Source organism: Bacillus sp. AFS015802 (genome assembly GCF_002561455.1).
Classification (GTDB): Bacteria; Bacillota; Bacilli; order Bacillales; family Bacillaceae_B; genus Rossellomorea.
Genome location: NZ_NTUP01000007.1, coordinates 24,868 through 37,486 on the forward strand (window position 1 = coordinate 24,868; position 12,619 = coordinate 37,486).

At 41.9% G+C, this 12,619-nt stretch carries 14 protein-coding genes; 1 reads left to right on the top strand and 13 read right to left on the bottom strand.

Going from position 1 to position 12,619, the window contains the following annotated elements:
• Positions 1-14: 14 nt before the first annotated feature.
• The 8 genes from CN378_RS04335 to CN378_RS04370 all read right to left on the bottom strand — a co-directional run bounded on the left by CN378_RS04335 (position 15) and on the right by CN378_RS04370 (position 8,069).
• Positions 15-863: an alpha/beta fold hydrolase gene (locus CN378_RS04335; RefSeq protein ID WP_098350706.1), complete on the bottom strand. Its 849-nt coding sequence runs from the start codon at positions 861-863 to the stop codon at positions 15-17.
• A gap of 56 nt (positions 864-919) precedes the next feature.
• Complete coding sequence (locus CN378_RS04340) at positions 920-2,134, bottom strand: MFS transporter (RefSeq protein ID WP_179884811.1); 1,215 nt, start codon at positions 2,132-2,134, stop codon at positions 920-922.
• 250 nt (positions 2,135-2,384) lie between these two features.
• Positions 2,385-3,425, bottom strand: a complete 1,041-nt coding sequence (locus CN378_RS04345) for a DUF4362 domain-containing protein (RefSeq protein WP_098350708.1) — start codon at positions 3,423-3,425, stop codon at positions 2,385-2,387.
• A 64-nt stretch (positions 3,426-3,489) separates the two neighbouring features.
• Complete coding sequence (locus tag CN378_RS04350) at positions 3,490-4,305, bottom strand: lipid II flippase Amj family protein (protein WP_098350709.1); 816 nt, start codon at positions 4,303-4,305, stop codon at positions 3,490-3,492.
• A gap of 81 nt (positions 4,306-4,386) precedes the next feature.
• Positions 4,387-4,788 carry a cytidine deaminase gene (locus CN378_RS04355; protein WP_098350710.1) on the bottom strand — a complete coding sequence of 134 codons (402 nt, stop codon included), beginning with the start codon at positions 4,786-4,788 and terminating at the stop codon, positions 4,387-4,389.
• Between the two features lie 173 nt (positions 4,789-4,961).
• On the bottom strand, positions 4,962-6,167 hold the full coding sequence (locus CN378_RS04360; RefSeq protein WP_098350711.1) for an MFS transporter: 1,206 nt from the start codon (positions 6,165-6,167) through the stop codon (positions 4,962-4,964).
• Between the two features lie 698 nt (positions 6,168-6,865).
• Positions 6,866-7,549 (bottom strand): DUF3600 domain-containing protein, encoded by a 684-nt coding sequence (locus CN378_RS04365; RefSeq protein WP_257140998.1) that lies wholly within the window; start codon positions 7,547-7,549, stop codon positions 6,866-6,868.
• On the bottom strand, positions 7,542-8,069 hold the full coding sequence (locus CN378_RS04370) for a sigma-70 family RNA polymerase sigma factor (protein ID WP_257140999.1): 528 nt from the start codon (positions 8,067-8,069) through the stop codon (positions 7,542-7,544). Before CN378_RS04370 ends, CN378_RS04365 begins: the two co-directional genes overlap by 8 nt.
• Positions 8,070-8,310: 241 nt before the next feature.
• On the opposite strand from CN378_RS04370, the gene CN378_RS04375 reads away from it, so the two are divergent.
• Complete coding sequence (locus CN378_RS04375; RefSeq protein ID WP_098350712.1) at positions 8,311-9,276, top strand: quinone oxidoreductase family protein; 966 nt, start codon at positions 8,311-8,313, stop codon at positions 9,274-9,276.
• Between the two features lie 43 nt (positions 9,277-9,319).
• On the opposite strand, the gene CN378_RS04380 is transcribed toward CN378_RS04375, so the two are convergent.
• The 5 genes from CN378_RS04380 to CN378_RS04400 form a co-directional block, all read right to left on the bottom strand.
• Positions 9,320-9,772, bottom strand: coding sequence for a GNAT family N-acetyltransferase (locus CN378_RS04380; RefSeq protein WP_098350713.1), 453 nt, complete (start codon positions 9,770-9,772; stop codon positions 9,320-9,322).
• Positions 9,773-10,004: 232 nt separating this feature from the next.
• Positions 10,005-10,694 (bottom strand): hypothetical protein, encoded by a 690-nt coding sequence (locus tag CN378_RS04385; RefSeq protein WP_098350714.1) that lies wholly within the window; start codon positions 10,692-10,694, stop codon positions 10,005-10,007.
• Entirely contained in the window at positions 10,681-11,223 is a 543-nt protein-coding gene (locus CN378_RS04390; protein ID WP_098350715.1) for an RNA polymerase sigma factor, read from the bottom strand. Before CN378_RS04390 ends, CN378_RS04385 begins: the two co-directional genes overlap by 14 nt.
• Before the next feature lie 5 nt (positions 11,224-11,228).
• Positions 11,229-11,744, bottom strand: a complete 516-nt coding sequence (locus tag CN378_RS04395; RefSeq protein ID WP_098350716.1) for a hypothetical protein — start codon at positions 11,742-11,744, stop codon at positions 11,229-11,231.
• 489 nt (positions 11,745-12,233) lie between these two features.
• The gene (locus CN378_RS04400; RefSeq protein ID WP_098350717.1) at positions 12,234-12,425 is read right to left on the bottom strand and encodes a hypothetical protein; all 192 of its coding nucleotides are present in this window, start codon (positions 12,423-12,425) and stop codon (positions 12,234-12,236) included.
• Between the last annotated feature and the right edge of the window lie 194 nt (positions 12,426-12,619).

Sequence of the window (12,619 nt, forward strand, 5' to 3'; positions counted from 1 at the left end):
CATTTCTACCTCCTCTATTTCCTATTCTTTAAAAACAACCCGTACTCCTCTGCAAACCGGTATGCCTCTTCAAGGAACGGGTAGTGGTTACTCTCCTCAAAGACGACCAGTCTGGAGTCCGGTATCCCCTCAGCCATTTCAATTGAGTACTTCAATGGACATTGCACATCAAAGCGGCCACACATAATTAGCGCCGGGACCCCAATAAATTCCAGTTTTCTCGTCACATCATATATTTGCAGTTCTCGGATAAAGAAGTTCATTCGTGTTGCGGACATCCCTTTATGAATATCGAGGGAAAATAACTCACTATATCTTTCAGGTTTATGTAGAGAAAACTTTGTCCTTTCCACTGATAGCTCTTTTCTTTCTTCAAGTGATAAATCCGATTTTTTCAACGCTTCAATCAAATCCTGCATTCTGCTAAAATCAGGGTGCGCTTCGTTATATATGCAGTCCTCCGAAAAGGTCATATACTCTCTCGCAGCACCTCCGACAATCACAGCGAAATCCAGACTTATTGAGAAGTGAATCCCGTAAAGGATCCCTAACATCCCACCAGTGGAATGTCCGGCAAATCCCCAATGAGGTAACCCTAATGCTTCCCGGATCGCCTCCAGGTCAAATACGGTTTCCAGCATACTCAGATGATACGATTCATTTGCTTTGTCAGAGCCCCCTGCTTCCCGTAAGTTAATCAAGAAGACTTGGTTGGTACCTGTGAACGTCTCTGCGAAATAGTCCCCGGTCTCATTGAACTCGGAATAATGGTGGGTGACACATAGAGGATTACCCACTCCCTTCATGAATATCTCAAATACTCCTCGTGCTGTATGCAGTAACTTTCTTTCCCACACCTTCATCCTTACACCCCTTTTCACCTGTAAAAAAGGCTTCCCGAAATGGGAAACCTGATAAATCACGATTCTTCAAATCGAACGCTTAAAGGCTTGTTTAAATTTCTCAACTTAGGATTCACCCTGAAATACAGGGCAAAGACCAGGTAACCCACACCTGATATCACCAAGAGGAATCTTCCCGAAGTGAACTCTCCGATCACACCGCCGAGCAGGTATCCTAAAGGACTCAGTGACCCGAGCAGCGACGAAGTGAAGGCAAAACCGATTCCTATATATCCTTTTGGAAGATTGACCTGAATCAACGTTTGCACATATATCCCTATGATGCCGATCCCCATCCAGGATAAAGCAAACAATAGATAAGGCATAATCGACGAGTCCTTTAATGCAAACGCCAGCATCCAACACAAACCGGACCAAAGAGACAGTAGCGGCAGAATGCGATTTAGCGCTATTTTCTCTAACTTACTGGATATGGCGGTCCCTGTCAGAGTGCCTAAAGACATGGCGGTCAACCAGAATCCGTATTCCGCAGAAGAATCGGAAATGACCGGAAGCATAGCCATCCCCATCGTCGCCATCACATTCATAACGATGATGCCGAATACCATGCTTAGAAGTGTATGACGTCTTTTCACAACCAGGAATCCTTCTTTGAAATCTTCCCTGTACTGCCTTATTAAACGGACGGTCCGTACTTCCGTTTCCTTTTTCGACCTTGGGACGCTTAAATAGAATAAAAACAGCATTCCCGTCCCGATCAATAAAACGCTATTCGTCACATAAATCAAACCCAACCCAACAAAAGCGATCAAGATCCCCGATGCAGCATCACATAAAATATCGAGGGTTTGATAAGAAAAGGCAAAAATAGAGTTCACCTTTGTAAGCTGTTCACGTGGGGTCAGGCTTTCAATCAGGGCACTTTCCGTCGGATACGTGCATTCTGATAACGAAAGAGCTACGAACATCATTGTGAACAGCAGTGGCAGCCATAAGAGATTCGTATAATACAAGATAGAAATGGCACTGACCAGCACACCCTGCCCGAGCATAGCGACATAAAGAATCTTCTTCTTTGAAAACCGGTCAATAATGGGACCGTATAGAAATTGAATGGTGACGGGCAGGATGGCCACTGCACTTGTCAATCCGATTAACAAAGGCGAAGACGTAGTCGATTTCACGTACCAGATCGTTGCAATCATGTAAAAGCTGTCAGCAAAATTAGTGATGATCCTGCCTGTCAACAGAATCATTAATTGTTTATTCATATATGAAAATCCTCCTTTCATCATCAGCAAATAACACGTGGTCATTCGCTAACCTTAAGGCGGTTTCCACACAATGAATGAGTTCTAATGATCGAATGGATTTTGAAAGCGTATGAGAATCATAGACTCTTTCCTTTCTTATACTAGTATTGGTAATTATTTCATAAACATTCCGAATCTTCAAGCTAAAAAAACATCCCTGCAATGGCAGGACTTCTCCGCTGCAAGAATGTTTTACTATATACCTTATCTATTCATTTATCTTTTTAATATCACTTGCCCTTACCCTTCCAGGAGAACCTTCCTCCAACACCTCATCGACTTTCATGACAATTTTGTCTCCCTCTGAAAATTCTTCGGCGTCTTCCGTTTCTACATATAAAAAGGTAATGTTAAAATTCGCTAAATCTTCCCCTTTTACTCTTTCCAGGGACACTAAATCAGCAGCCGTCAAATCTTCTCCAATCAGGATCTGATTTTCCTTCACCTCCAAGATGTAACCGTAGACGACATTTTCACTGGTTTTTGTAGGATGTTTGGATGCATAAATAATGTACTCAGCAATATCAGTGAACGGTTTCGAGCTTTCATGAGATCCGCAGGCATTCCAGTTAAGCGTGCGGCCTCCTCCATTTATCTTCACTTTCATCAGATAGTTGTCCGCCTGTTTTCCTTTAGGGCACTCATCACTCGTAGGCTTGGAGTTTAGATAATTCGCCAACACCAACTGCTTATAGACCTCCTGCTTATCCTCATCATTCAGTTGAATCGTTTGTTTTTCTCCTTCTTTGGCGCCGTACCTTAACTCCACTTCAAAAACATCCTGGCGCATTACGTCATAAGAAGTCTCGAGAACCCCCCAGGTTTCACCCTTTACACCCTCACAACCTGTCAGATAATAGGACAGATTGGTAGGATTCTCTTCCCTTTTCAATTTTCCGCATTGAAAGGACTTCACCCCGCCATTGCCATACTGGTCTCTTGTGTAGTCGAATGTCACATCGATGTGTTTCCCATCGTAAGCTAAATCCGTGAGTATGGGATCTCCCTCGATCGTGTAGGATACGACTCTCAAATCTCCTTTTTTCTGCTTCTTTATCTCCTGAAAATAGTTCTCCATTTTATCCAATCCTGAAATTCCACCATGCATGTCCACCACATCCGCATTCAGTTCAGAATCGTTTTCTTCAGTAGGTTTTGCGGTAGGTTCTGCGGTCTGATTTGATTCATTGCATGCTGTGAGAAAGACCAAGATAATGGCAAGTATCCATAACCATTTTGAATGTTGCATCGAATCCCCCCTATATATTCTAAAATTGACTTACATACAGTTTCCTGCTTTAAACGGTTTGCTATTACACAAAAAACTGAGACATCCAGGCAATATAATATGAACCCGGGATAAAGATCAGTTGAGCGAGAAGTGTCCCGAACAGCCTGGAGGTGACCATCATGATAGAAAGGCCTTTTAGCTCTTGGTAATTCCCCTTCCCATTTGCCACATCATCCGCCAGGACGGAAATCTTTGGATCTATGAACAAGGTTAATAGAATGGTTGCAATCCCGTTGATTAAGCCCGAGGCCATGGTGGCACTGTGGCCTCTATCAGGAACAATGATAGCAGCATACAGCGCAGATAGAACGCCAATCGTGTAAACCGCTGTAATCATCATATTGATGAAAAACAATCTTTTTGGAATGGCCCTGAAATTAATTCCCTCTAAATATCTTCTACCAGGCTTAGCTAGATGATTGACCCCTCTTTTATAAAGGTCATTTTTAAATCCAAGCTTGATTAACCGGGGTACGGAACCCCCTTGCTCTGAAAGATGGATAATTCCTCTGGAAAACAGAGCGACAAACGTAGGTAATAACACGATTCCTATGATTGTTCCAAGAGTCGATGCACCAATCAACACCCTGAACTGTCCTTCTATCACTTCTAATTCCCTGCCCTCAGGCGCAGCATCAATGAGACCGCCTGTAAAAGGCTGCTGCATCATATTCGACATCCTTGAAACAATGACCATCATATTAAACAGGGAAAGACCGGAAGCAATTAACTTCACCCTTGCCCCGGACAACCTGACTGCATAAGCAAGCGTTTCAATGCTATGTATAATCAGAATGAATAGTGCAATCGATATGACCGGTAACGAAATAAACTCCACCACGACAACTCCCTTTTTTATCCAAACATATTATAGCATTTAAAAAAGGAACATTTCGTATTTTTGAAATGTTCCTTTAATTTACTTTCTATAGGCTTCATACCAATGAAAGGGCTGTACTTCTTTTAACGTTTTAAATTGGAGATCGTGTTCTGGATGGTAAATACCCACTTGAACTTGTGGTCCCCAATAGAAGAGTCGTTCCTGGCAAATTCCACAAGGTGTTAATACTTTGTACTCGGAGTTTTCATCATCACGTACGACACAAATCGAATGAGTCACTTCTGTATCCAATTTGTGCGCCTCCAATATGGCTCCCGTTTCAATACAAAGCTCTGTGGACGCATTGATGATTTCCGGGGAAACGCTGGTCAGGATTTTCCCGCTTTTTGTATACATGGCTGCAGCACCGCCCCAGCCTGTTGGATATCGTTTTTCAATTAAATCCACTGCAGCTTTGAATAGTGTTTGTTCAATGTTCATGTACCGGCCCCCATAATCAATACTATGATTTTCATAATACTGCGAAACCTTTCATAATACCAGATGTATTCAAGAGAAAGCTCGCTCCCGTTATGAAGACAAAAAAACCTCAAGTCATTAAATCAATGGCTTGAGGTCTTACTTAATTCACTTTTGACTATTCATACGTTTTTTCAGACTGTCTTCCGTTCAATTCCGCGAAGCCAAGCGGTTAACAGAACAGCTCCTGCCACCATGATGGCACCGATCCAAGGGGTATGAATCAAACCGATTCCATCCACAATGAGTCCTCCGACGAAGGAACCGATGGCGATCCCGACGTTGAATGCGGCGATGTTCAGGGCAGATGCGACATTGACCGCTGAAGGGACATATTTCTCTGCCAGGTTCACTACAAGGATCTGCAGTCCAGGCACGTTCATGAAGGCGAATAATCCCATCAGGAAGATCGCGATAAGTCCTGCTACTTTAAATGGTGCTGCAAATGTAAGAGCTACTAGAATGATGGCTTGCAGAACAAACATCCAGAATAACGCTTTTAACGGATTCTTGTCAGATGCTTTCCCTCCGACAACATTTCCGATCGCAACGGCAATTCCGTAAACTAGAAGGATGATACTCACCCATTTCGCGCTGAATCCTGTTACATCTTGCAATAAAGGTGTTAAATATGTGAACGCGACGAATGTTCCGCCATATCCAAGGGCTGTGATGGCAAAAGCTAATAATAATCGACCGTTTGTAAGAATCTTCAATTGTTCACTGAACTTGGCTGGTGGTGCTTCTTTCAGGTTTTTCGGTACAAGAATGGAACTGGCAATGATTCCGACAATACCGAGAAGAGCAACTCCCCAGAATGTGGCTCTCCATCCGAAAGCCTGTCCGATGAATGTTCCAAGTGGTACTCCTGTAACGGTCGCAACCGTTAATCCTGTAAACATAAAGGCAATGGCACTCGCCCGCTTGTGGGCAGGCACTAGATCGGCCGCAATGGTCGATCCGATGGAGAAGAAAATCCCGTGTGAAAAGGCTGTGATAAAACGGGCTACAAGCAACAGTCCAAAGCTTGTGGACATAGCCGCAACCGAGTTTCCGACAATGAATAAGAGCATCAAGGACATGAGCAGCGATTTCCGGCTCATCTTACTGGTGAGTGCTGTCAACACCGGTGCCCCGATGGCCACTCCAATGGCATAGCCTGAAATCAATAATCCTGCTAGTGTGATCGATATCGATAAATCATCTGCAATCGATGATAATAATCCAACGGGAACAAATTCTGTCGTTCCGATTCCAAAGGCACTAATGGCAAGGGCAAGTAACGCCGGTGTGCCGCCTTTCGTTTTTGACTGATGTATAGTAGCTGAAGTTGAACTCATAACATAACTTCCTCCTTAAATGATTGAATGAAATGAGAAACGAAGGCGCCTTCCGTTTCTCTGTACACATATGATAATGGGTACAACTTTTTATGAGAAGTACGCACTTTAAAGTCATGTAGGTACTTTTTTGTAACCTAGGGACTTTCGAGTGCCTATACGCCTTTCAAACCTCTTCGATGAAAATAGGCAGGTACTGTTTGAAAAGCTAAATTGAATTATGAGGGCTGGCTACCTTTTTGGGAAGAACGCACTTTGAAGTGGCATAGGCACCTGGAAGTACCCTAGTTTTAAAGTGAAAACTTTAAATTAGCATTGCTTCTCGCACAGTGAAATTCAGTAGAATCAGTAGAACATTTCAGGAGTGAAATGAACACGTAAAAAAGCTCGGAGCCTTATGCTTCGAGCTTTTTTTATCAGTTCTAAAGATCAGCGGAGAACCGCTCCCCTGGCGTTTGAAAATAAGCGGAAAAATTCCGTCTAAACCGGAAAATCTGGCTATTTCACGATAATTAGCCGGAGTTTTTCCGCTTATGGAACGATATTCGTTGAATATTGTTCCATATAGAGCCCGTTAAGCGGAATTTTTCCGCTTAAATCAGCGTTGTAACCCTCCTCCAGCTGCCTTAACCGGAATTTCTCCGCTTATAAATCTGTCGCCATTATCTAAGCATTATGCTTTATTGAATTTAGATACATTACTGATCTACTTGTTTTTCATTTACTTTTCTAAGTACATGTTGAGCTTCTAAAAAAATTTCTCTTTGATCATCAGAAAGTTTATCGATTTCATCGGATTCTTTCATTCCACTTTTGGCCATGGTTTGCTCATATATCATGATTGCTTCGATATATTCTTCATATTCGCCGGATGACAATACCTCATTGCTTGATTTCTGTCCATTAAGTCGATCAAAGAAAGGTTGTATCTCATATAAAGTATTTTTCAGTTCATTCAGCTGTTTAGCAGGAACTTCTGAATAATCAATGTTTCCATTTTCATCTCCATATTCTAACTTAGCGCTTGTTACGGTTTTTAATAATTCTTTAAAGCGCTTGAACTCTTCTTTTTTCATATCCCCTTGGGCTTGCGTCAATTTTGCATCCAGAAGCAGGTATCCTTCCATTGTGGCACTGGATAGGTGAGCCTTCACATTTTCAAATGAGCCATAGAACTCATCGGCAAGAAAGGTTTGATAAGCAATGGCTCCTGTTGGAAGAATGAAAGAAGCTGCAATAATAGCTGATACAATGTTTTTCTTGATAAACCTGTTAACTCTTCCACCTTTTTCGAGGCATGCTTTTCTCACTCCCATTTTTGATCGTTCGTACAGTGTTGGTGGAATGACAATTTTGTTTATCTCCTGCTTGATATTACTCACACGTATCAGCCTCCCTCATGTGCATTCGAAGTTTTCCTAACGCACGGTACAAGATCGTTTTTGCAGTGCCTAAGGGTATCTCTACTATCTCTGCAATTTCTTTAAAGGAATACCCTTCATAGAATCTCAGGGTAACGACGCTTTTCTCCTCTTCACTTAATTTCTCCAATAGCTCATGAAGAGTGATGCTAAGAAGAGTATCCTGGTCTTCCAATCCGATCACTTCCTCATATTCCGCTTTAAGTTGAACCACTTTTTTATTTTTTTTCAATATATTTAATGCAGTAGTTATCGCAATTTTAATTAACCAGGTTTTAAAATACGCAGGATTCTTTAACGTTTCAATATTCTTAAAAGCACGGTATGCGACCTCTTGTACTACATCTAACGCATCATTTTCATTTTTCACATACACATAGGCCATTCTGTAAATATCTTCTTCATATTGTTTAAAAAGTTTTAAAAACGCCTTATCATCGCCTTTTTGAGCTTTCTTAACTAATCGATCGATTTTCTTCACCCCTTATTATCTTCTTTCATCAATTAGACAACTGAAAAGACGAATTGGCTTTCATTTTTTTATAAAAGTTAAAACAATAGAGAACTATGAATTGCTGTAGATTATTAAACCAACGCTCTATTCCAGTATTATACATTACATCCCATTAGTCTTGGGCTTTGTATCAATAAGCTCTTCCCTAGTCAAAAACCAAACAACTGGTTACACTAAAAGAGAATGATGTTAAAGAGGAGAGTACATAATGAAAGCACTTGTATTTGAAAAGTTTGGCGGACCGGATGTCCTCCACTATCAGGAGATTGATTCTCCCCAAATAGGACCGGATGAAATGGTAGTGGAAATGAAGGCAATCGGTCTGAATTTCGCTGATGTATATAGAAGAAAAGGAAATTATCACTTAGCAGGAGATCCACCGTACATTTGTGGATATGAAGGAGCGGGAATCGTCAAACAGGTAGGAGCAAACGTGAAGGGAATGGATGTTGGGGACCGCATCGCTTTTGCCGATGTACCTTATGCAAATGCTGAACTGGTGGCCGTCCCAAAGGATAAAGCCATCCCATTGCCGGATGACATATCGTATGAAACGGCTGCATCCCTACTGTTACAAGGACTTACAGCTCATTACTTAACGAAAGACAGCTATAGCATTAAGAGCGGGGATACCGTTTTAGTCCATGCAGCTGCAGGCGGAGTCGGGCAGCTGCTTGTCCAGATCATCAAGATATTGGGCGGCACAGTCATCGGGTTAACGTCTACGGAAGAAAAAAGACAGGCAGCGCTGGCTGTTGGAGCGGACCATATGTTTTTATACAGTGAAGACTGGAAACAGAGCGTGCAGGATGTGACAGATGGTAACGGCGTGGACGTGGTATATGAATCAGTCGGTTCGACTCTGATGGACAGTTTCGAATCAACTCGCATCGGAGGGACCGTCGTCTTCTTCGGTATGGCGGGAGGCGATCCGGTTTCCGTTGATCCCCGTATGCTGATGGATACTTCTAAAACCCTGACTGGCGGGGAGTTATGGAATGTATTGACGTCTCACGAAGAACGGGTGAACCGCTCCCACGAATTGTTCGGTTGGATTCAAGAAGGAAAGTTAAAGGTCTCTGAACCAACGGTCTTTCCTTTAAGCGAGGGAGCAAAAGCTCATGAGTATTTAGAAAGCAGGAAAAGCACAGGGAAGATACTATTGATCCCTTAAACAAATTGAAAGAGACCCTTTCCAACTCGGAAGGGGTCTCTTCTTATAAATCCTGCGACAACCGGATCATATCCCTGCACTGAATTCCATTTTCATAAATTTCTTCAGGATAATGCCTTACGAAAAAATCCACATCCACTCCAACCATCCTGAAACCACATTTTTGATAAAGGGCCAATTGGCCAACACCTGAATTCCCGGTCCCCACTTCGATGGTTTTGTACCCTTTCTCCCTTGCAACCTTCACAGCATCCATGACCAGCTGTTTTCCAATCCCCTGACCATGCCTTTCTTCTGCAACGGCCACATTTACGAGCTCGATGGTTTCCGGTCTTGTTGGGAGCAGAACATATACTCCAATTATGCGCTCTTCAAGCTCCGCTACATAGCATTCTCCCCTGTAAGTATATTCTTTTACCATCTTCTCTGAAGGATCTGCCAACAGAAGCAGCTCCATTGGAAGTCGTTCATCTGGTTTTTGTTTTCTGATGATCATGTCTATACCTCCTTTCAAATATGGTTGGCACCACAACAGGGGAAGAAAAAATATTCATCTAAGCATAACCCCTTTACTCACCTTGATTAAGTAGTATACTAAGCATATATTCTTCATCTTGAAGATAGTGGTTTAGGCAGGACCCCTTAGTAAATTGAAAAATTCCTTGTAGGGCTTACCGATTTTGTGGGTAAGCTATTTTTTTTGGTGTTTAACAGCCTAAGGAAGAAACTTAGTATAAGGCTTCAAACTCTTTTTCGCTCATTAAGAATTCCGAAACAACTTTTTCGGTTGTATCTTCCATTTTATTCGCTAAACCTACTAACTTCAGACCGGAATATTCTATTCCATCATGACGATAGTCGAATACAAGCTCCCCATTCTCTACGTCGCTCAACTTATCTCCCCTTTTACCAACCACTTTCTTAATGGACTCCCTTTGTAGATGAGGATAAAGCATAACCTTGACGATATATTCTTTATCTCTTTGAAGCCGGTCAGTTGCAAACTGAAAATAGCCGTCTGAATCTGTCGTTACTTTTTCTCTCCTAATAAGCGTGACACCATCTCTTTTGTATTGCTCAATCATGAGCATTGCCCCTTCAGGTAATGAGGTCTCTCCCTTTATAACGACTTGGTTAGGGAAATTGTACACCTTACCTGACATCTCGTAACTTTCTTCATGATCCTCCAAGGACTGAGCCGATCGTGTATCCTCTCCTGGACTGATGAAGTAGTAACCTGCAAGAGGGGTGATTATTAGAAGGATCATAAGGAAGGCCATATTAGGAACAGCCGATTGGTAGACTCGTCGTTTCCAGTCCCTTCTATGCGCTTTCCTCCATACTGTTTGAAATTCCACTGTTGACTTTTCCTGTTCATCTATATGATCAAATAATGTCTTTAACTTAGCTTTCTTCATATAATCCCGCCTTGGTTAGGTCAATTTCCCCCTTCGATTCGAGACGCCTCAATTGCTTCAGTGCAGTATTCAACCTGGATTTCGCTGTCCCGATTGGTATCCGGAGAATCTGAGAACATTCTTTCAACGTGAACTCCGAGTAAAAGTGGAGGACAATGATCTCTTTACTTTTCCATGAAAGAGAATGAACGATCTTCCACAGTTCTCTGTTACCATCTGATTTCAAGAAACTCTGTTCGACCGAATCAACTTGATCATGTAGGTTGTCATCAGAAAAGAACGAAAAACATTTTATGATTCTTTGTTTGTTCATAACCGTCTTGGCCACATTCATGGTGATGGTGTAGATCCAAGGTTTGATCGGTTTTGTGTCGTCGTACTTATCGTAATGACTTAAGAGTCTGATGAACGTCTCTTGGGTGACATCATCCGCTAAACTCCTGGACTTCGTCAAAAGCAGCGCTGCTCGGTAAACATACTCTCTATATGTTTTGAAAATCTCTTCTGCTTTTGCCTCTTCAATAAACACTGACGTCACTCCCCTCCACTGTTGGGGTGATCAAAGTAATCCAGCAGGAAGGTACTTTGTCTCGGACTCCCTTTCTCAACCTTATAAATAAAATCAAACATTTGGATACGTGCATATTCCTCTCCGTCTTTACGATTCTTTATCAAGCCTGGTGAACCTTCCCGGATGTTTTCACCACTGGAACCGTATATTTTTTGTATAGCGTCAGGTTGCTCATCTGGATTAAACGTGACAACTAATTTATGTTCTTCGTCTTTTTCATCTCTTTTGAAACTTGCACTGTAAGTATGGTCCTTATTCACTTTTGCCACAGCTTCCTCCAGAACGGCATCCGTTTCAATATCCTTCAGCTCTATCTTAATCTTTGAGTCTGCTTCCAGTGTGCTAGTCCCGTTAACTGAAACGGTATTGCCGACCGTCTTCACATCGCCTGCGATTTTCACCTCTTTTTTTGAAGCAGCACATCCACTGAGCACTAGAGCCAAAAGTCCAAACATGATTAGTAAATTATACTTATTCAACTCTTCTCCCCCTTTATCTATTAATGATTTACTATTATTACTAGCAAACCAGCAAAAGGGTTCGATGTTTTTTAAAAATTGTAAAAAAATAGAACTCGCACCAGTTGCGAGTTTCTTTATGAGGAATGCACAATCTTTCAGCGCACTCTTTTATTGAAGAACCTCTAACAGAAATAAGCGGAATTACTCCGGTTAAAATTAGAATGGAACGTGTTTTGAGGTAATTAACCGGAGTTTTTCCGCTTATGGACAGAAAAATTTCCGATATTTTGTATTTTCAAGTAAATAGGCGGAATTTTTCCGTCTATTTACTCCTTTTTTTACCGCGATGACTAATTAAGCGGAATTATTCCGTCTATTGATCAACTCTAGGACTTAACCTGATCTCCCGAACTCTTACTGTCTGTCATCATAAATTTGTCCCTTAAAAAAATGCAGCCGAAAACTGAGCCTCTGCTGTAAATGGGGGAACCTCTCAGCTCATTTCCTCTACCCTAAATCCTTCTTCCCATCAGAACTCTTAATGAACCTGACCAGAAACACAGTCCCCGTACAATTTAGTACGATACTTGCACTCAGGACGACCGCCCACAGTGGAGTCGGGAGCGGGAGAATAAAAGATAATAACATGAAGACAATCCCTCCTAATACGAATAGGAGACCTTTTGAAACATTGTTCATGATTGTTCCTCCAAAAAATAATAAGTGCATTCATTTTAACATAAATACCCATTATTGGCGGGTACTTTTTTATCTGGAATCACCCTGTTTTCCAAATAATCTAACCCCCATATCGACTTTTCTTTATGTAACACAAAAAGGTCAAGCACCCTGCTTTAGGATGCTTGACCCACCATTTCCCGCTTTCTAACAAG

Coding starts and splice junctions, on each gene's coding strand:
- CN378_RS04355 (WP_098350710.1), bottom strand. CDS start 4,788: ATGAACATTGAACAAACACTATTCAAAGCTGCAGTGGATTTAATTGAA.
- CN378_RS04340 (WP_179884811.1), bottom strand. CDS start 2,134: ATGAATAAACAATTAATGATTCTGTTGACAGGCAGGATCATCACTAAT.
- CN378_RS04335 (WP_098350706.1), bottom strand. CDS start 863: ATGAAGGTGTGGGAAAGAAAGTTACTGCATACAGCACGAGGAGTATTT.
- CN378_RS04375 (WP_098350712.1), top strand. CDS start 8,311: ATGAAAGCACTTGTATTTGAAAAGTTTGGCGGACCGGATGTCCTCCAC.
- CN378_RS04345 (WP_098350708.1), bottom strand. CDS start 3,425: ATGCAACATTCAAAATGGTTATGGATACTTGCCATTATCTTGGTCTTT.
- CN378_RS04360 (WP_098350711.1), bottom strand. CDS start 6,167: ATGAGTTCAACTTCAGCTACTATACATCAGTCAAAAACGAAAGGCGGC.
- CN378_RS04380 (WP_098350713.1), bottom strand. CDS start 9,772: ATGATCATCAGAAAACAAAAACCAGATGAACGACTTCCAATGGAGCTG.
- CN378_RS04400 (WP_098350717.1), bottom strand. CDS start 12,425: ATGAACAATGTTTCAAAAGGTCTCCTATTCGTATTAGGAGGGATTGTC.
- CN378_RS04385 (WP_098350714.1), bottom strand. CDS start 10,694: ATGAAGAAAGCTAAGTTAAAGACATTATTTGATCATATAGATGAACAG.